Genomic DNA, 18,729 nt, shown 5'->3' on the forward strand with positions numbered 1-18,729 from the left:
CGTTATCGTCCTCGGCCTTTTAGCGCGCTGCGCCGAACGGCAGGCCCATGAACAGGTCGACCGCGACAGCTTTCTGGTAGGCCGCAGCCGGGAGCGGGCTGTCAGGCTGGATGGTCAGTGCCAGGTTGCGGTTGACCTCGTCGACGCGTGCGTCGACCACTTTGCCGCTGTAGTGCTGGTCGAGGCCGAACACCTGCATGTCCACCGACTTCACCCGGTCGACATCGGCGAGCTTGTCGAACGGCACGTTGGCGCGCACGAACAGGCCCTGGTCCTTGGGCAGCAGGTGCATCAGCGGGGCTTCCTTGTAGCCGTAGCCGTCCAGGCGCTGGCTGGGGTAGTAGACCGTGCAGTCGCACGGGCTGTTGATCACCGTCTCGATGGTGGCGCGGCCGAGCAGGGTCTGCAGGTCGCCCGGCGACAGGTCGGCGACCGCTTTCATGTCGGCCGGGCTGGTGAAGCTGGTGGCCAACTGCGTGGAGATGCTGGCCAGCGGCTGGCCGGCCTGCACTTCGGTGGCACCAGCGGGCAGCAGGTATTTCACATAGCCGTTGTCGGGCATGCTGATGACCTGGGCGTTGGTCGCCACCTGGGCCTGCAGCGCCGGGATGCGGAAGAACAGCAGGTAACCCTTGTAGCCGACGAAGGCCAGCGCAGCGACGCCGGCGGCGGTGTACAGCAAGGTGCCGGTCAGGGCCTTGAGACGGGCACCCGGGGTGCGTGCGCTGGCGAACTTGTGCTTGCGTTCCTTGATGTAGTTCTCGCGCTGCATGACATTGAACAGGCCATTGATGTCAGCGATTTCGCCGGACATATAGGCGCTGATCAGGTAGCGCAGGATGTCGCGCTTCTGTGCATCGAGTTCGACGAACTGCGCGCCCACTTCGCTGCCGCGCTGGGAGACGATGCGGATCTTGCTGTCGATGTTCAGGTCGACCTGGTTCAGGCGCAGGCGGATCGAGGCGTCGTACAGCGTGCCGACTTTCAGCGGCGCGTCGTGGGTCAGGCCCAGGCCGCCCAAGGAAATGTCCTGCAGGGCCACTTCGAACGGCGCCTGCCCGGCACTGGCCAGGCGCACTCGCGCGTTCATCCGGGTGCGCACGTACTGGCGCTCGTCGACCGCCTCATGGACGATGTTGGCCGCTGTCTTGCCCGGGGCCGCGGGAATGTTCGTGGTACTCATGTGCAGGCGCCTTTCCTTAACGTTGCGGGTTCTTAATGAGAGACTTCTAAAAGAACGGTGATGACCCCGAAGAAGATCGCGATCGACGAGCACAGCATCGCCTTCGAGGACCAGCGGTTGAGGCTGGCGTCGAAGTCGACGCTGCCAGTGGCCAGGGTGGTCTTCTGCCGCGTCCAGCTTTGCTGGTCCATGTGGAACATCGCGTAGACCTTCATCAGCGAACCGACGATCTGGTTGTAATAAAGAACGAAGGGGTACATCGGGCTGACCGGGTGGCCGGCGAAGACGAACAGCACGGTCACCAGGCTGCGCGAGATCAGCACCCAGAACAGGTACACCAGCAGGTACTGGATACCGAACACCAGGCCGGCCACCACCGAGGCGGTCAGGCCCATCAGGCAGGTCCACATCGATACGCGCTGGTCGAGCAGCACGTACAGGGTGAACAGCCCCAGTCGGGCGCGGCCAAGCAGGGCGGTGGCGCGGAAGTTCTGCCGCAGCGAGTTGCCGTACCAGCGGAACATCAGCTGGCGGGTGGCAACCAGGAAGCTGTCGCTGGGCGGGTGCTCGACGGTCAGGGTGTGGCTGTCGGGCACGTAGTAGGTGTTCCAGCCGGCGCGCATCAGGCTCAGCCAGCTCGACTTGTCGTCACCGGTGAGGAACTGGAAGCGGCCCAGGCGCCAGTGTTCGAGGAAGTCGGCTTCGACGTCGCGGATGAACTCGGGGTCGGTCATCACTTCGGCGCGGAAGAACGACAGCCGCCCGGTCAGGGTCAGCACCCGGTGCGACAGGGCCATCGAGCACATGTTGATGTGGCGCTGGACGAAACGCATCGAGTGCCACTGGCGCATCCAGCGGCTGCCTTCAACTTCGCAGAATTCGTTGGTGGTCAGGCCGCCCACGTCCGGCAGCACGGCGAACAGCTTGACCGCACGTTCGACACAACCGGGCAGCATCATGGTGTCGCCGTCCACCACTCCGACCACCGCGTCATTCAGCGGCATCTGCCGCGACAGCGCACGGAAGGCATGGGCCAGGCCGTCGCGCTTGCCGGTGCCACGGGCGCGAACGATCACCAGCTTGATGTCGTCGCGGTCCTTGACCTCGTTGCGCATGATCTCCTTGATGAAAGTCTCGTCGCCTTTTTCGACGATCGAGGCGATCACCGTGCACGGCACGTTCAGTCGTTGCACTTCCTGGAATACCGACTGGTAGACCTTGAAGGTGGTCGTGGTGGGGATGCGGAAGCTGGTCACCACCATGAACATGTGCGAGGGCAGTGCGGCATCGCCCAGGCGCTCGACCTGTCGGCGCAGGCGCGGGAACTTCCAGTGCAGGAAGTACATGCCGCGCAGGTAGTGGACGATGGCGTTGCCGTAGCGCCACATGCCCAGCGTGCCGATGATGAAGATGAACAGGTGGTGGTTCGGGTCCAGGTACTGCGGCGCGACCATCTCCGAGGCCAGCGCGATCAGCCCGGCGAGGCACGCCCAGCCGAAGAAGCTGGCGGCTGCGCGCAGGTAGCCGGGTGCCACGAAGGGTGGTTGCTGTCGATCCATGTCGCCTTGACTCCTGTTTTTGCGGTGCCCGCGCGCCACCCCGCCCAGGCGTGAGCCTGAGGCAGGTGGAGCGCGGTGGGTGCCGGCTCGGTTACCAGCAGATGCCTTGGGTGCGGCTGTCGCTCAGGCCGGGCATGAAGCCGACCAGGTCGATCACCTGCTTGCCGTGGCCGGCTTGCAGGGCGCTGGCGAAGCGCGGGTCGTTGTTGCCCAGGACGATCACCTCGGCGTCATCGATCACCTGCTGCAGGTCGCTGTGCAGCAGCGACGAAACATGCGGGATCTTCGCTTCGATGTATTCCTTGTTGGCCCCGTGCACGCGGGCGTACTCGACGTTCTCGTCGAAGATGTGCAGCTGGTAGCCCTTGCCGATCAGGCGCTCGGCCAGTTCCACCAGGGGGCTTTCGCGCAGGTCGTCGGTGCCGGCCTTGAAGGCCAGGCCGAGCAGGGCGATCTTGCGTTTGTCCTGGCGCTCGATCAGGTCGAAGGCGTTCTGCACTTGCGACACGTTGCTGGCCATCAGCGAATCGAGCAACGGCGCTTTCACGTCCAGGCTGGCGGCGCGGTAGGTGAGGGCGCGCACGTCCTTGGGCAGGCACGAGCCGCCGAAGGCAAAGCCCGGGCGCAGGTAGTAGCGCGACAGGTTGAGTTTGTGGTCCTGGCAGACCACATCCATCACCTCGCGGCCATCGACGCCGGCAGCCTTGGCGATGTTGCCGATCTCGTTGGCGAAGGTGACCTTGGTCGCGTGCCACACGTTGCAGGTGTACTTGATCATCTCGGCGACTTCGATCGACTTGCGGATCACCGGGGCATCAAGGCCGTTGTATAGCGACTCGAGGAGGTCGCCGGACTGGCTGTCCAGTTCGCCGATCACGGTCATGGCCGGGAAGTCGTAGTCCTGGATCGCCGTGCTTTCACGCAGGAATTCCGGGTTGACCGCCACACCGAAGTCGACGCCGGCCTGTTTGCCCGAGTACTGCTCAAGGATCGGTACCACCACGTTCTTCACCGTGCCTGGCAGCACGGTACTGCGCACCACCACGGTGTGGCGGCTGCCCTTGTCGCGCAGGGCGGTGCCGATTTCCCGGCAGACCGCTTCCATGTACACCAGGTCGAGGTCGCCGTTCTTCTTGCTCGGGGTGCCGACGCACAGCAGCGACAGGTCGGTGGCGAGGATCGCCGCCTGCACGTCGGTGGTGCCGCGCAGGCGGCCCTTGCTGACGCCGTCCTGCAGCAGCTGTTCCAGGCCCGGTTCGACGATCGGTGACTTGCCCTGGTTGATCAGGTCGATTTTCGCCGGGGAAATGTCCACCCCCAGCACATTGTGGCCGCGGGCCGACAGGCAGCCCGCGCAGACTGCGCCAACATAGCCAAGTCCAAAGATACTGATGTTCATAGGTCCCTCTCCCTGGGGCACGGCAAAGCCGGCCGAGATACATCGTTCATGAAGTTGTCGAAATGGCAGGCGCGCAGAATTAAGCCGCGCTCGGAAGTGGCGTTGCAGGCTGTTTCTTAGTGGTCTTTTTACAGCCTAATGGCGTTTTTATTTTTATTGCAAGCTTTGATATTGGCTTGTTTGAAAATAACTTAAACGCCTCGTGTTAAAGTTTAAAAACTCTTTAAAATCAATAAGTTAAAGTTGTTGTTAGTTGGGCGTCAAAAAAATGATATCGCCGCGCATGGCAATAAAGTGACGCCAAAGGTGTGGCGCCCGCTCTGTTTTCTTCTTGCGCTGCACCGCCTGAATTACGCTGTTGGAACGTACGAAACCCCTGTCAATCAAGGCCTCGCAGGGCCGGGTGGTGGCGCAATACTGGCTTGCGACGCTGGCCGGCGATGGGCATAGTGACCACACAGTCTGCAACTGCTTACAGGATTGTGAGCAGCACCCATGACGGCAAAGGAACAAGGAGAAACGTCATATGAAAGGACTCGGTCCACGGCTGCGCGAAGAGCGTGAACGGCTGGGCATGACCCAGCGGGTATTTGGCGATATCGGCGGCGTCGAGCCCAACGCCCAGGGCAAGTACGAAAGTGGCGAGCGTACGCCACGGGCGGATTACCTGGCGGCGCTGGCAACTCAGGGTGTGGACGCGCTGTATGTGCTCAGCGGTGAGCGCACGCCAGCACCACTGGAAAGCCTGTCGGCGGATGAAACCGGTCTACTGGGCGCATTTCGGCGTTTGCCGGCGGCCGACAAGGCGGCTTTGTGGCATTTGCTGGGGCGCCTGGTGGGTGAGGGCAGTGGTAGTGAGTTGATGCGACAGCCGCGTCATGAGCGCCAGACGTTTCTGTAGGAAGTTTTACGCTAGGTCCGCCATGAAAAATTTTGTTAAGGTGGCGGGATCCAATCGCCCTGTTGACGAGGTGTCTGCTTGATTAGGGTCCTAGTGGTCGACGATCACGATCTGGTTCGAACCGGTATTACTCGCATGCTGGCCGATATCGATGGCCTGCAGGTGGTGGGTGAGGCGGATTCGGGCGAGTCGGCGCTGAAACTCGCCCGGGAACTGAAACCTGACGTCGTGCTGATGGACGTGAAGATGCCCGGGATCGGCGGCCTGGAAGCCACCCGCAAGCTGCTGCGCAGCCACCCTGACATCAAGGTGGTGGCAGTCACCGTGTGTGAAGAAGACCCGTTCCCCACCCGCCTGATGCAGGCCGGCGCTGCCGGTTATCTGACCAAGGGCGCCGGGCTGGACGAAATGGTCCAGGCCATTCGCCTGGCGTTTGCCGGCCAACGCTATATCAGCCCGCAGATTGCCCAGCAGCTGGCGCTCAAGTCGTTCCAGCCGCAAGCGTCGCCGTTCGATGCGCTGTCGGAGCGGGAAATCCAGATCGCCCTGATGATTGTTGGCTGCCAGAAAGTGCAGATCATCTCCGACAAGTTGTGCCTGTCGCCCAAGACCGTCAATACTTACCGCTATCGGATCTTCGAAAAACTCTCGGTCACCAGCGACGTCGAATTGACCTTGCTGGCCGTTCGCCACGGTATGGTTGACGCAAGCCTGTAAACCTTCATGTCACAAGTCTTTGATGCCAGCGCATTCCTGGCGACCTGCAGTGGTCGCCCGGGCGTTTACCGGATGTTCGACGCCGAGGCGCGGCTGCTCTACGTGGGCAAGGCCAAGAACCTCAAGAAGCGCCTGGCCAGCTATTTCCGCAAGACCGGCCTGGCGCCGAAAACCGCCGCGCTGGTGGGGCGCATCGCCCAGGTCGAAACCACCATCACTGCCAACGAGACCGAGGCGCTGCTGCTCGAGCAGAACCTGATCAAACAGTGGCGCCCGCCCTACAACATCCTGTTGCGCGACGATAAGTCCTATCCCTACGTGTTCCTGTCGGACGGTGAATTCCCACGCCTGGGCATTCACCGTGGGGCAAAGAAAGCCAAGGGGCGCTATTTCGGGCCGTATCCGAGTGCGGGTGCCATTCGCGAGAGCCTCAGCCTGCTGCAGAAGGCCTTTTCGGTGCGCCAGTGTGAAGACAGCTACTTCGCCAACCGCACCCGCCCGTGCCTGCAATACCAGATCAAGCGCTGCAAAGGCCCGTGCACCAACCTGGTCACGCCCGAGGAATATGCCGAGGACGTGCGTCACTCGGTGATGTTCCTTGAGGGCCGCAGCCAGCAGTTGGGTAACGAGCTCAACGAGGAAATGGAAAAGGCCGCGATGGCCTTGAACTTCGAGAAGGCCGCCGAACTGCGCGACCAGATTGCCTTGTTGCGCCGGGTCCAGGACCAGCAGTACATGGAAGGCGGCTCCGGCGATGTCGATGTGGTCGCTGCTTTCGTCAACCCGGGCGGTGCCTGCGTGCACTTGATCAGCGTGCGTGGCGGCCGGGTGCTGGGCAGCAAGAACTTCTTCCCACAGGTGGGTATCGAGGAGGAGGTGGCCGAAGTCATGGCCGCGTTCCTGTCGCAGTACTACCTGGGCAATGCCGAGCGCGAGCTGCCTGGCGAGTTGATCGTCAACGTGGTGCACGAAGACTTCGAGGCCATCACCGAGGCCGTGCAGAGCCTGCGCGGCCGCGAGCTGACCATCAGCCACCGCGTTCGCGGCACCCGTGCGCGCTGGCAGCAGTTGGCAGTAACCAACGCCGAGCAGGCGCTCAATGCCCGCCTGGCCAACCGCCAGCACATGGCCGCACGCTTCGAGGCCCTGGCCGAAGTGCTCGGCCTGGATGAAGTGCCGCAGCGCCTGGAGTGCTATGACATCAGCCACTCCAGCGGTGAAGCCACGGTGGCCAGCTGCGTGGTGTTCGGCCCCGAAGGCCCGATCAAGTCGGATTACCGCCGCTTCAATATCGAAGGCGTTACCGGCGGCGACGACTATGCCGCCATGCACCAGGCCCTGACCCGGCGTTATGGGCGGATCAAGGACGGCGAGGGCAAGTTGCCCGACGTGCTGCTGGTGGACGGCGGCAAGGGCCAGTTGAACATGGCCCGCGAAGTGATGCAGGAGTTGGCCTTCACCGACCTGACCCTGCTCGGCGTGGCCAAGGGCGTGACCCGCAAGGCCGGCTTCGAGACCCTGTACCTCAACGACGTGGCCCACGAGTTCACCCTCAAGGGCGACAACCCGGCGCTGCACCTGATCCAGCAGATCCGCGACGAAGCCCACCGTTTTGCCATCACCGGTCACCGTGCCCGGCGCGGCAAGGCCCGCCGTACCTCAAGCCTGGAAGACGTCGCGGGGGTAGGGCCCAAGCGCCGCCGCGACCTGCTGAAACACTTCGGCGGCCTGCAGGAGCTCAACCGCGCCAGTATCGATGAGATCGCCAAAGCCCCCGGCATCAGTAAAAAGCTTGCCGAGTCGATTTATGCCAGCCTGCATAGCGAGTAGAATGCCGGGCTCAACCCGCAGCCAGTCGTACCGATGAATATTCCAAACCTGCTCACCGTTCTACGCGTCCTGCTCATCCCGATCTTCATCCTGCTGTTCTATGTGCCCTATCACTGGAGCTACATGGCCGCCAGCACGGTGTTCGCCATCGCCGCCGCCACCGACTGGCTGGACGGCTACCTGGCGCGTCGCCTGCAGCAGAGCACCCCGTTCGGCGCCTTCCTCGACCCTGTGGCCGACAAGCTGATGGTGGCGGTAGCCCTGGTGCTGCTGGTGCAGGTGCACGCCAACTTCTGGCTGACCCTGCCGGCGGCGGTGATCATCGGCCGCGAAATCGTCGTTTCGGCGCTGCGCGAGTGGATGGCCGAACTGGGGGCGAGGGCGCACGTGGCGGTGTCCAACCTCGGCAAGTGGAAGACTGCGGCGCAGATGCTGGCGCTGGTGATCCTGCTGGCCAACCCGCCGGTGGTGAGCTTCTGGGTGGTACTGGGCTATGGCCTGCTGCTGGTGGCCGCTGCCCTGACCCTGTGGTCGATGGTGCACTACCTGGTAGCTGCCTGGCCGCACCTGCGGGAAGGCTCCGAGCAAAAATAAAAGTTTTTTTGAATCAAGGGGTTGACGCCGTTTCAGATATCGCTAGAATGGCACCCATCACGACGCGGGAATAGCTCAGTTGGTAGAGCACGACCTTGCCAAGGTCGGGGTCGCGAGTTCGAGTCTCGTTTCCCGCTCCAGTTATAGATCTACAGAGTTCCATCGAAGTCTGTAAGTCGTTGAAAAAAGGGCCTTAGGGCCCTTTTTTCGTTCCAGCGGGAACCACCAAAAACCGGTAGTATCCGGGCATTTTAAGGCCAGATTTAAGGCCAGAATTGGAAATGCCTCAATTCGCTTTTCCGGTGGAGCTTGGTGGAGCACGAGACGAGCATTTGGCCTCTGACAGGTTCAGGAGGTCACCATGGCACTCTCGGAGATGGCGATTCGGCACGCCCGGGTCACCGGCAAGGACTACACGCTCGCTGACAGCGATGGCCTGATTCTTCATATCACCGCGCAAGGTGGAAAGGTCTGGCATTTCCGTTACTACTGGGCTGGCAAGCAGAAGCGCATGTCGTTCGGCAGTTATCCTCAGCTCGGGCTGCGGGATGCGCGCACCAAGCGGGATGAAGCGCGATCGTTGATAGCACAAGGCACGAATCCAAGCGAGCAACGCAAGCAACAGCGTCTTGCAGTTCGCCTATCCAGCGATCATGCCTTCGAGGCCGTGTTCAATCAGTGGGTCGCCTTCCGCCGCTTGAGCCTCAAAGAGGGGCGTCAGAGCACGCTGTCACAGATGCTGCGCATCTTCGCCAAAGATATTCTTCCCCACATCGGCGACCGCTCCATTCATGACGTCACCCGGCATGTGCTCATGGAGGTGCTGGATCGGATTGAGTCTCGCGGCGCATTTACCACGGCGGAAAAGTGCCGGACCTGGCTCAATCAACTGTTCCGCTATGCGCTGGTGCGCATCCCTGGCCTCGAGCATAACCCTGCGGCCGATCTGGATGTCGTGGCGATGCCGAAGCCTCCAGTGGAGCATAATCCTTTCCTGCGTATGGCTGAGCTGCCCCCGCTGCTAAGTAAACTACGTACTTATCACGGCGGTCAGCAGACCCTATTGGGTATTTGGCTTCTGCTACTCACTGGTGTACGTACCGGTGAGCTGCGGTTGGCGACGCCGGATCAATTCGACTTGGAGCGTCGGCTGTGGGTGATACCGCCAGAGGTGGTCAAGCAGTTGCAGCTCAAGATGCGCAAGAGCCGTAGCAGCGCTTCCAAAGTGCCCCCATACATCGTTCCGTTGTCAGTCCAGGCGATCGAAGTGGTGAGCCTGCTGCTTGAACGTATAGTGCCCGCGCAGCGGTATTTACTTGCCCATCGAAGCGACTTGAGCAAACGCATCAGCGAGAACACTCTGAACAGTGCGCTGCGGCGTATGGGCTTTGCTGACAGGCTCACCGGGCATGGCATGCGAGCTACCATCTCAACAGCCCTCAACGAGATCGGTTACCCGAAAGCATGGGTTGACGCACAGCTTTCACACGCCGATCCCGATAGGGTCAGCGCTTCGTACAATCACGCCGAGTACGTTGAGCAGCGCCGGGCAATGATGCAGGACTGGGCGAATCGACTAGATCTCTGTGCGCAAGGGCATGTAAAGGCAGCGGAAGCGCCCTTGACGATACGCTTGGAAGGGAGCGCTTCCTTGTCAGTGCATTCCGGAGTCCAGCAGGCTGTTTCAATGCCCAATGTTCTCGTACATCCCGATCAAAAAGAGGGCCGGTATTCTAGAAGTGAGAGGAGGCCGTCGGGAGTGGCGTTCCAAGCTGACGTTACAGGTCGAGAAATCTCCGGCATCCAAAAAGAGCGTGTCGACATGCTTGCTATCTATGAGGCGCCAACTACTCTTCCACTCCCTGTGTTCGCCCGGCTGGCAGGCAAGTCGCGCGATCAACTGAATCGTGATATCAAGGCGCGTAGGTTGCTTTCCCTCAGCCTTGGTAATAGGGGGCAGCGCATTCCCGATTGGCAACTAGACCCTTTAAAGCTCAAGCTGGTGGTTGCAGTTTTCGAAGCGTTGCCAGCCATGAGCTCTTGGGATGCTTATCGTATGTTAGGCGAACCCCATTCCAAATTACGAGGTAGTGCTCCGTACAGTGTCGTCACTCTCAATAATTTCGACGAAGTGCTAAATTTACTTGTATCTGGGCGCTAGGGCGATGCTGGTCGCAATGGGGTGTTAGTGGTCTGCATTAAGCCGCAGTTTCGACCCATGCGGATGTCAGCGCTAATTTGCGCGGGCAGCTTTGTATTCCTAGCTCGCGTCGAATGTCATTTTGGAATTCTAGCATTCCAAAATGGCATGTTTTTTCTGCGTTGCTCATTCAGCGATGGCTGTTATGATTTCTCGTGGGCAGGCGCGAAGCGAGGCCATGCCTAAAATAATTACAAGATAAACATTAAAAGTGGCCTTGATTGAGCATGAAAACCAAAGAGACTGTTGGGAAGTATAAAGGGTATCGACGTATCATTCCTTCGATGACGGCGCTATTACAATTCGAGGCTGTGGCTCGATTAAGAAGCTTCACTCAAGCTGCCTCTGAGTTGGGTGTAACTCAGGCTGCAGTAAGTAAACAAATAAAGTTACTAGAGGACAACATTTGCGCGCAGCTGTTTTACAGGGAGCATCGAGGTATTCGGCTTTCGCATGAAGGGCAGCGCCTATTTGATGTTATTTCAGGCTCGATGCAGAAAATTGCCACTGTATATGACGGTATACGCGAGGGTGAAGCGGCTCAGGAAATTGTTTTAACAACTACCGCTGCTTTCTCGCAACTCAGGATCATGCCAAGACTGACTCAGCTTCATGTGTCCGTCCCAGGCGTCCAGCTCCGACTAGCGACCCAGCTATTCGTAGGAGAGCTACGCAATCGTGATGTCGACGTGGTGGTACGCTATGGCAATGGCGTGTGGGAAGACGGTCGATCCGAGTTCCTCTTTAATGAGGAGGTTTTCCCTGTTTGCGCCCCTTTGTGGCTTGATCGTCGCGGACCAGTAATAACGCTGGACGAATTAGCAGAAGCTGATCTGTTAGACGCAGAGGTCACCAAAGAAGGCTGGATGACTTGGCAGGGGTGGTTCAAGGAGCAGGGGGTTGTCTCTCCCAAGCTGCACTACAGTCTTCGGTGTAACCTCTACACTGATACTATTCAGGCAGCCCTCCATGGTCACGGGGTCGCGTTAGGTTGGGGCCGTCTGCTCGACTACTTCCTCGATTCTGGGCAGCTGGTGCGCTTGACCACATTTGTCGTGAAACCGCGAGATGCTTACTACATCGTCGTCCCGCACGGGCGCATCGAGACGGCCAGCACCAGGGCTCTAATTGAGTGGTTGCGCGAGCCTTTCGCAGTGGAGAAATGATCCATAACCCTAAATCATGCCAGAGTTAAAATTTAGCGCATTGACGCAATTTTTATTGCCTCTGATACTTTGCTCACAGCATTCGTATTGTTCTGACAAAATGCCTGAGGAAAACAATGAACATTGCGCCTGTACAATCGCACCGCGAACTCGTGACTAATCGTCAACCTGGCCATGGCATGCATGGTGACCTATTTGGTCGCCATGATGTCTTCGAAAATGACGTCGATGTTTTTTTCACCAAGCACTGGATTCTAGTGGGGGTTACTGCTGATATCGCTGAGCCTGGCGATGTATCTACAATCGATATTGGAAAATCTTCAATTATTCTAGTGCGCGACGAAGATGAAGAGGTAAGGGCCTATCGTAATGTCTGTCGTCATCGCGGTGCTCGACTGAAAGAAGCTGGTAAATCCACCGTAGGTATGCTGGTCTGCCCATACCACCAGTGGACTTACGATCTTGATGGTAGTTTAAAGCATACTGCGCATATGGGTAAGGATTTCGATCCCTCATGTCGAAGCTTGATTTCTGTAAGTGTTAGGGTTATCGGCACCCACATTTTCGTATGCCTAAGTGATAATCCACCTGAAGACGTGGCGGACTTCAAGGCGACCATGGAGCCCCGCTTCGCACCATATGATCTGACCAATACCAAGATTGCGTACGAGTCCGAGATCATCGAAAATGGCAACTGGAAGTTGGTCATCGAGAACAATCGCGAATGTTATCATTGCGCGGGAACTCATCCTGAATTAGTTGCCTCATTCCTGCCTGAAGATTTTGGCTTCTGTACTGATGGCATGAGCGAGGATTCACTCAAGGCTCTGGACGATTACTACCAACGCAACCGCGACGCTGAAAATGACTGGGAGAGTCAAGGCTTCCTGACTGCAGCTGTGGATCGACTGGGCCCTGATGTGGTGACGCAATTCCGCACGCAGCGCTTGGTTATCGCGGGGCACGGCGAATCGCAAACGCTGACTACCCAAGTTGCGTGCACCAAGTTGTTTGGTGAGCTGACTCGTCGTGATATGGGGGATATCCACATGTGGACCCACAACTCGTGGACTCATGTCATGAGCGACCACTCGGTGATCAGCTACATCATTCCACTTTCTCCAGATCGTACCCTGGTGCGTACTAAGTGGCTTGTGCACAAGGATGCAGTAGAGGGTGTTGACTACGATCTGCAGAAGCTGACCGAGGTTTGGAAGGCTACCAATATGCAGGACGCCAGCTTGGTGGCTATCACCCACAGTGGCACGCAGGATCCTGCATATACCCCTGGCCCATTCTCCGCGTTCACTGAAACATACGTGGAGTTGTTCTCAAGCTGGTATGCAGCTCGTCTTGCTGCTCACGGCATCTGAGGTGAAGTCATGAACAGCATTCACGTCATTCCCGTCAGTCCGGCTAGCGAACGTTTTGCCGACGCCGATCACTGGTGCGCTTTTGGTGCCCAATGGGAAAGCGGCGACAGTAAAGAGATTGAATGTCTCAGTGTGGTGGACGAAACCCACGATGTGAAGACTTTCACCTTCCGTTGCCCGGATTACCATGCCCTGGCGTACGAACCAGGTCAGTTCCTCACTGTGTCACCAGTGATTGGCGGGGAAAGCGTGTCGCGCTGTTACACCCTGTCCTCGACTCCGACTCGTCCGTTCAGCTTCTCGATTACGGTCAAGCGTGTACCGGGTGGCTCGGTATCGAACTGGCTTCACGACAATTTGCGTGCAGGTCATTCGCTGGTGGCGTCAGGTCCTGCGGGTAACTTCACGCCGGTCGCTGGACCGTCGCGAAAGATGCTCTATCTGTCGGCGGGATCCGGTGTGACTCCTTTGATGGCTATGACACGTGCCGCTGCTGACCTTTATGCAGAGCTCGACATTGTGTTTGTTCACAGTGCGCGCACACCAAAGGATATTATTTTCCGCGCAGAGCTTGGGCGTATGGAAGGCTCGATGGCCGAAATGCGCACCTTGTTCTTCTGTGAAGGTCTTGGGGATGAGCCAGAGTGGAATGGTCCAATCGGTCGTCTATCGATCGAGCAGCTTCAGCGGCAAATTCCTGATTTTAAAGAGCGTGAGGTATTTACCTGCGGGCCAAAGGGCTACATGGATGCTACTCGTGCGCTTCTTGAAAAAGCGGGTTTTGACATGGCGCGGTACCACCAGGAAAGCTTCGATATCTCTACCGAAGGCATCGTCGAGCCCGCGTTGATTCCTGCAGTTCTGGGTCAGCCGCAAGATACCTTTACTGTACGTCTGGCTCGCTCCGGCAGGGAGTTCACCATGTCTGCCGAACAGACCGTGCTTTCTGCTGCAAAAAAGGCCGGAGCCATTGTTCCTTCTTCTTGTAGCCAGGGTGTATGCGGTACCTGCAAAACCGCAGTGCTGGAAGGCACTGTGGAAATGAATCATAACGGTGGCATTCGTCAACGTGAAATCGATAAGGGCATGCGGCTGCTGTGCTGCAGTCGTCCAACTTCTGATCTTGTTATCGATCTCTAATTCACGCGCTCGCGTGCATATTCCACGATCTGCTCCCTCTGCAAAGCATTTTGCCTTGTTGCGCAGAGGTGCGGCCTAACCGAGGGACTATCCAATCCGTCAATCCCTTACTGCGGCCTGACACGCCGCGCATGGACCCATTCGTTCGCTGATCAATGGCCCGCGAACCACGCCGTAAGGCGCCGAAGGCCTGACAAAAACAAAAGCTCAGCTGTTCCAGGAGACACCATGGCTCAAACTAATCGTTCAATTGAAGATGTACCTCTTAACCGTTTTCATCGCCTGTTAACACTCCGTTCTGCAGGTGGATCGTTTGTAGACGGCTACGTACTCAGCCTGATTGGCATTGCTCTAATGCCCACTGCAGCCGCCCTAGGCTTCAATAGCTTCTGGGAGGGCTTGATCGCGGCTTCCGCGCTCATCGGTATCTTCTTTGGTGGTTTTCTAGGTGGTTGGTTGACCAATCACTTCGGCCGTCGACGTATCTATTTCGTTGGCCCCATCCTATTTGTGCTCGCATCGCTTGGGCAGTATTTCGTGCAGGATGCACAAACTCTTTTTCTCTTACGGCTGTTGATTGGAGTGGCAGTGGGTATTGAATACCCCGTAGCGACCTCTATGCTGGTGGAGTTCCTGCCGAAAAACTCGCGCGGACCGAGGTTAGCCGGCTTCATCGTCATCTGGTTTGTCGGTGCTGCTGCGGCCTACGTTGTGGGTGAATTGATCCTACGATTGGGTGGTCCTGATGCTTGGCGATTGGTGTTGGCAAGTGCTGCCTTATTTGGCGCAGCGTTATTCATCTTGCGCTTGGGAACGCCGGAATCGCCTCGCTGGCTTCTTAGTAAAGGGCGCGATGATGAAGCTGAAAAAATCATCAAGGGCGTGTATGGGCCTGAGTACTCATTAGCGAACCTGCCGGAAGAGCCTCGCTCTCTGAAGCTTTCTGTGTGGAGCCTGATGCGAGCAGGCTACGGCCGGCGTATGCTATTTGTCAGCGTCTTCTGGACTTGCTCAATCATCCCTGTTTTTGCTGTCTACGCCTTTGCGCCGCGAGTCCTGCAGTCGTTGCATCTGGAAGGTGACTGGGCATCGATAGGTTCAGTGGCGATCACGGCACTGTTCGTAGTAGGTTGTATTGCGGCAACTCGGATGATCAACAGCTTGGGTCGACGTAACCTGTTGATCTTCAGTTTCCTCACTTCAGGATTAGCTTTGTTCGGACTTGGTCTATTCCACGACAGCAATGCGCTGGTAATTCTCTTGCTCTTCGGTGCTTACGCATTGTTCATTGGTGGCGCGCAAGTACTGACGCTTGTATATCCCAATGAAATTTTCCCTACTGAGATCCGTGCTGAGGCCGTCGGTATCGGTACGTCGATCTCTCGTATCGGGGCCGCGGTGGGTACCTATCTGGTACCGATTGGCCTTCAGGACTACGGAATTCAGCAGACCATGTATGCCGCTGCGTTGATCACCATGATTGGTCTGATCGTCAGCTGGGCGATGGCTCCTGAGACCCGGTCGCTGAATTTGCAGCAGGCTGCTGCTCTGGATTGAGCGTTGTAACCCCTTCCTTTCTTCAACCTCTGTAGCGTGTGCGCTACAGAGGTTCTCTTTCATCTCGAAAAATCCCAATCGCCCAAAAGAGGAGCGTCTAACGCATGAGTGCGAACAACAGAGGTGTGGTATATCTCGGAGCTGGCAAGGTCGAAGTTCGGCACATCGACTACCCGAAGATGCAAGACCCGCGCGGTAAGAAGATCGAGCACGGTGTGATCCTCAAGGTAGTCTCCACCAATATTTGCGGCTCTGATCAGCACATGGTTCGTGGACGAACCACTGCCCAGGTTGGCCTGGTCCTGGGGCATGAGATCACTGGGGAAGTGATTGAGATGGGCAAGGATGTCGAACACTTGCAAATCGGTGATCTGGTCTCGGTACCGTTTAACGTCGCATGCGGTCGCTGTCGTTCATGCAAGGAAATGCACACCGGCGTGTGTCTCACCGTTAACCCGGCTCGCGCTGGTGGTGCCTACGGCTACGTCGACATGGGCGATTGGACCGGCGGTCAGGCAGAATACGTGCTTGTGCCATACGCCGACTTCAATTTGCTGAAATTGCCAAACCGCGACAAGGCCATGGAGAAGATTCGTGATTTGACTTGCCTGTCAGATATTCTTCCAACGGGTTATCACGGCGCCGTCACTGCTGGAGTTGGTCCAGGTAGCACCGTTTATGTGGCTGGTGCAGGCCCGGTCGGACTGGCAGCTGCTGCTTCGGCCCGCCTCTTGGGTGCTGCCTGTGTCATTGTCGGCGATCTTAATCCGGCACGCTTGTCTCACGCCAAGGCTCAAGGATTTGAAGTGGTCGACCTGTCGAAGGACACCCCGCTGCATGAGCAAATCATCGATGTTCTCGGTGAGCCAGAGGTGGACTGCGCTATTGACGCCGTTGGCTTCGAAGCTCGTGGCCATGGTCATGAGGGCGCCAAGCAGGAAGCTCCGGCCACCGTGCTCAACTCGTTGATGCAAGTCACCCGTGTGGCTGGCAAGATTGGTATCCCGGGCCTGTACGTAACCGAAGATCCAGGCGCTCATGATGCCGCGGCCAAGATCGGCGCTCTGAGTATCCGCTTCGGCCTCGGTTGGGCCAAATCGCACAGCTTCCACACTGGTCAGACTCCGGTTATGAAGTACAACCGCGCGTTGATGCAAGCGATCATGTGGGACCGCATCAACATTGCCGAGATCGTTGGCGTGCAAGTGATAGGTCTGGACGAAGCGCCAAAAGGTTATGGTGAATTCGATGCGGGTGTTCCGAAGAAATTCGTTATTGATCCTCATCGCAGCTTCACCTGACAGACGTTTTTAGCTCAAGCTAAGCCTTCCTGCTACCAGGAAGGCTTAGTCGCTTGTGAGATACGTGCCCGGTCGTGGCAGGTCCGTACCTCACGCAAAAGGCTTAGCGTTGGCGATAAGCGAACGCCTGAACCTCAATCAAATAGCCGCCTGCAACTAGCTCTGCACCAACGCACGCTCGAACAGGTTTGCCCGAGCCGGCGAGCCATTGAGCGTACACTTCGTTCATATGATCGAAGTCTTTCATATCTGCCAGCCACATTTGTATCCTTGTCAGATCTTGTTTGCTGGCACCAACCTGGGAGAGCAGGTGGTCAATTTTTGCGAATGCCTCTGCGGCCTGCCCCTTGACGTCCTTGCTGATGTCATCAGCAACTTGGCCGGCGGTTTCAACGGTGTGGCCGAACGAGACAACCTGTGCCATAAGTTCATTTTCTAGCTTGCGTTCAATCATCAGAACTACTCCTCAGTGGTGTCCTTCTATGGGTGTATTACCGGTCTCTGGCGCCCAGATCTGGCAGATGATGCCGCCCAGCAGCAGTGCTGCCACGCAGCCGCCCAATGCAGCATGGGTGCCGTAGTTTTCCATCAGAATGGGCAGGATGAAGGTGCCGCCGGCACCTCCAAGGCGGCTTGCGGCGACGACGAAACCGACACCAGAAGCTCTCAGTTCGGTAGGGAACAATTCGGGGGTGTAGGCGAACTCAAGCACGCCCGCGCCTGCAAGCACGCACGCAAAAACGGCAAACAGCGCTACGACCAGCGCGGCTGGCATGTTCGTCCAGGCAGCAAGTATCAGTAACGCGGCCGAGGTGACGTAGAAGCTACCTGTGAGGAAGGCGCGACGTGATATCTTGTTGATGATCATCAAACCGAGTATCGATCCGAGGAGCAGGAACGCGTTGTAGACGATACCGCTAGCGTAGCCATCTTCAACGTTTAGGGTTTCCAGAACGCGAGGGATGAAAGTGCTCATTGCAAAGTATGGAATGACTTGGCAGGTGTAGAACATTGCCCCAACCAAGGTATTGCGTATCCATTTGCGGCTGAACAGATGTAGCCAAGATGCCTGTTCGATCTGGGCGCTTGGAGGGGGTAGCTGGATGTCGTTTCCAAGGCTTGCCTGGACAATGCGCTTGGCCAGCTCGTGACGGCCCTTGTTTACCAACCAAAGCGGTGATTCAGGGGTACCCAGTCGGATCGTGAAGACTAGCAGCGCAGGCACTGCACTGCTGAAGAGGATCCAGCGCCATGCGTTTTCGCCACCCACTTGTTGAAGTAGATAGCCGATACCATAGGCGGAGCTGAAACCCGCTACCCAGGCGACCATCATCAAGCTCAGCAAGCGCCCACGGTGGCGACGTGGTACCAACTCGCTAACCAGCGAGATCCCGACGACGTAGTCAGCTCCCAAGGCCACACCCAATATCAGCCTGAGAACGAATAGTTGCTCGGGACTGTTCACGTAGAACTGCAATACCGAAACTATGCAGAAGACAGCCATAGTCCAGCTGTACAGGCCTCTGCGGCCGATGCGGTCGGCAAGTGGCCCAATTAGTAAGCTGCCGATGAGAATGCCGATCAGTGACGCTGAACCAATAAGGCCCTGCCAATAGGTCGTGAGGCCCAGGGGAGAGGTTGCAAGGCTCATGGCGATACCGATTAGCCCCAGGACATAACCGTCGCTGAACTGACCGCCCATCCCTCCAGTGGCAGCTTTGATATGGAGGCGGCGAAGCGGGGCTTCATCAAACGCGTAAGCGAAGCCTGCGGGAAGCGTTGTCATTGTTATTAGTCTCGTTAAAGCAT

At 57.9% G+C, this 18,729-nt stretch carries 15 protein-coding genes and 1 tRNA gene; 11 read left to right on the top strand and 5 right to left on the bottom strand.

Annotated elements, in window-relative coordinates; translation table 11 throughout:
- Nucleotides 1-19 precede the first annotated feature (19 nt).
- From N430_RS11485 to N430_RS11495, 3 genes are all read right to left on the bottom strand, one after another.
- On the bottom strand, nucleotides 20-1,183 hold the full coding sequence (locus tag N430_RS11485; protein WP_110639106.1) for a PilZ domain-containing protein: 1,164 nt from the start codon (nucleotides 1,181-1,183) through the stop codon (nucleotides 20-22).
- Between the two features lie 32 nt (nucleotides 1,184-1,215).
- Nucleotides 1,216-2,742, bottom strand: coding sequence for a glycosyltransferase (locus tag N430_RS11490; RefSeq protein ID WP_178083384.1), 1,527 nt, complete (start codon nucleotides 2,740-2,742; stop codon nucleotides 1,216-1,218).
- A 91-nt stretch (nucleotides 2,743-2,833) separates the two neighbouring features.
- Nucleotides 2,834-4,141 (bottom strand): nucleotide sugar dehydrogenase, encoded by a 1,308-nt coding sequence (locus tag N430_RS11495; protein ID WP_110639105.1) that lies wholly within the window; start codon nucleotides 4,139-4,141, stop codon nucleotides 2,834-2,836.
- Nucleotides 4,142-4,667: 526 nt separating this feature from the next.
- On the opposite strand from N430_RS11495, the gene N430_RS11500 reads away from it, so the two are divergent.
- From N430_RS11500 to fdhA, 11 genes are all read left to right on the top strand, one after another.
- Nucleotides 4,668-5,042: a helix-turn-helix domain-containing protein gene (locus N430_RS11500; protein WP_110639104.1), complete on the top strand. Its 375-nt coding sequence runs from the start codon at nucleotides 4,668-4,670 to the stop codon at nucleotides 5,040-5,042.
- A 78-nt stretch (nucleotides 5,043-5,120) separates the two neighbouring features.
- Nucleotides 5,121-5,759 carry a UvrY/SirA/GacA family response regulator transcription factor gene (uvrY, locus tag N430_RS11505; protein WP_054884910.1) on the top strand — a complete coding sequence of 213 codons (639 nt, stop codon included), beginning with the start codon at nucleotides 5,121-5,123 and terminating at the stop codon, nucleotides 5,757-5,759.
- Between the two features lie 6 nt (nucleotides 5,760-5,765).
- A complete protein-coding gene (gene uvrC, locus N430_RS11510; protein ID WP_110639103.1) occupies nucleotides 5,766-7,589 on the top strand; it encodes an excinuclease ABC subunit UvrC in 1,824 nt (607 codons plus the stop codon).
- Between the two features lie 33 nt (nucleotides 7,590-7,622).
- Nucleotides 7,623-8,183, top strand: a complete 561-nt coding sequence (gene pgsA / locus N430_RS11515; RefSeq protein WP_028626065.1) for a CDP-diacylglycerol--glycerol-3-phosphate 3-phosphatidyltransferase — start codon at nucleotides 7,623-7,625, stop codon at nucleotides 8,181-8,183.
- 64 nt (nucleotides 8,184-8,247) lie between these two features.
- Nucleotides 8,248-8,323, top strand: a tRNA-Gly gene (locus tag N430_RS11520).
- 221 nt (nucleotides 8,324-8,544) lie between these two features.
- Nucleotides 8,545-10,344, top strand: coding sequence for an integrase arm-type DNA-binding domain-containing protein (locus N430_RS11525; protein ID WP_110639102.1), 1,800 nt, complete (start codon nucleotides 8,545-8,547; stop codon nucleotides 10,342-10,344).
- Nucleotides 10,345-10,610: 266 nt separating this feature from the next.
- Entirely contained in the window at nucleotides 10,611-11,549 is a 939-nt protein-coding gene (locus N430_RS11530; protein WP_110639101.1) for a LysR substrate-binding domain-containing protein, read from the top strand.
- Nucleotides 11,550-11,665: 116 nt separating this feature from the next.
- Entirely contained in the window at nucleotides 11,666-12,922 is a 1,257-nt protein-coding gene (locus N430_RS11535) for an SRPBCC family protein (RefSeq protein WP_110639100.1), read from the top strand.
- A gap of 9 nt (nucleotides 12,923-12,931) precedes the next feature.
- Complete coding sequence (locus tag N430_RS11540) at nucleotides 12,932-14,062, top strand: hybrid-cluster NAD(P)-dependent oxidoreductase (RefSeq protein WP_110639099.1); 1,131 nt, start codon at nucleotides 12,932-12,934, stop codon at nucleotides 14,060-14,062.
- Between the two features lie 228 nt (nucleotides 14,063-14,290).
- Nucleotides 14,291-15,619, top strand: a complete 1,329-nt coding sequence (locus N430_RS11545; RefSeq protein WP_110639098.1) for an MFS transporter — start codon at nucleotides 14,291-14,293, stop codon at nucleotides 15,617-15,619.
- A gap of 104 nt (nucleotides 15,620-15,723) precedes the next feature.
- Nucleotides 15,724-16,920 (top strand): formaldehyde dehydrogenase, glutathione-independent, encoded by a 1,197-nt coding sequence (gene fdhA, locus N430_RS11550; RefSeq protein WP_110639097.1) that lies wholly within the window; start codon nucleotides 15,724-15,726, stop codon nucleotides 16,918-16,920.
- A 103-nt stretch (nucleotides 16,921-17,023) separates the two neighbouring features.
- Here the strand turns inward: fdhA and N430_RS11555 are convergent, their stop codons facing one another.
- Nucleotides 17,024-17,374, bottom strand: a complete 351-nt coding sequence (locus N430_RS11555) for a RidA family protein (RefSeq protein ID WP_110639096.1) — start codon at nucleotides 17,372-17,374, stop codon at nucleotides 17,024-17,026.
- Nucleotides 17,375-17,386: 12 nt separating this feature from the next.
- Complete coding sequence (locus N430_RS11560) at nucleotides 17,387-18,706, bottom strand: MFS transporter (protein ID WP_110639095.1); 1,320 nt, start codon at nucleotides 18,704-18,706, stop codon at nucleotides 17,387-17,389.
- Nucleotides 18,707-18,729 lie beyond the last annotated feature (23 nt).

Source organism: Pseudomonas sp. CC120222-01a (assembly GCF_003097235.1).
In the GTDB taxonomy this organism is placed as follows: Bacteria; Pseudomonadota; Gammaproteobacteria; order Pseudomonadales; family Pseudomonadaceae; genus Aquipseudomonas.

What these genes read in the sequence shown, in the direction of transcription:
- N430_RS11485 (WP_110639106.1), bottom strand. Translation starts at nt 1,183, where the DNA reads ATGAGTACCACGAACATTCCCGCGGCCCCGGGCAAGACAGCGGCCAAC.
- N430_RS11490 (WP_178083384.1), bottom strand. Translation starts at nt 2,742, where the DNA reads ATGGATCGACAGCAACCACCCTTCGTGGCACCCGGCTACCTGCGCGCA.
- N430_RS11495 (WP_110639105.1), bottom strand. Translation starts at nt 4,141, where the DNA reads ATGAACATCAGTATCTTTGGACTTGGCTATGTTGGCGCAGTCTGCGCG.
- N430_RS11500 (WP_110639104.1), top strand. Translation starts at nt 4,668, where the DNA reads ATGAAAGGACTCGGTCCACGGCTGCGCGAAGAGCGTGAACGGCTGGGC.
- uvrC (WP_110639103.1), top strand. Translation starts at nt 5,766, where the DNA reads ATGTCACAAGTCTTTGATGCCAGCGCATTCCTGGCGACCTGCAGTGGT.
- pgsA (WP_028626065.1), top strand. Translation starts at nt 7,623, where the DNA reads ATGAATATTCCAAACCTGCTCACCGTTCTACGCGTCCTGCTCATCCCG.
- N430_RS11525 (WP_110639102.1), top strand. Translation starts at nt 8,545, where the DNA reads ATGGCACTCTCGGAGATGGCGATTCGGCACGCCCGGGTCACCGGCAAG.
- N430_RS11530 (WP_110639101.1), top strand. Translation starts at nt 10,611, where the DNA reads ATGAAAACCAAAGAGACTGTTGGGAAGTATAAAGGGTATCGACGTATC.
- N430_RS11535 (WP_110639100.1), top strand. Translation starts at nt 11,666, where the DNA reads ATGAACATTGCGCCTGTACAATCGCACCGCGAACTCGTGACTAATCGT.
- N430_RS11540 (WP_110639099.1), top strand. Translation starts at nt 12,932, where the DNA reads ATGAACAGCATTCACGTCATTCCCGTCAGTCCGGCTAGCGAACGTTTT.
- N430_RS11545 (WP_110639098.1), top strand. Translation starts at nt 14,291, where the DNA reads ATGGCTCAAACTAATCGTTCAATTGAAGATGTACCTCTTAACCGTTTT.
- fdhA (WP_110639097.1), top strand. Translation starts at nt 15,724, where the DNA reads ATGAGTGCGAACAACAGAGGTGTGGTATATCTCGGAGCTGGCAAGGTC.
- N430_RS11555 (WP_110639096.1), bottom strand. Translation starts at nt 17,374, where the DNA reads ATGATTGAACGCAAGCTAGAAAATGAACTTATGGCACAGGTTGTCTCG.
- N430_RS11560 (WP_110639095.1), bottom strand. Translation starts at nt 18,706, where the DNA reads ATGACAACGCTTCCCGCAGGCTTCGCTTACGCGTTTGATGAAGCCCCG.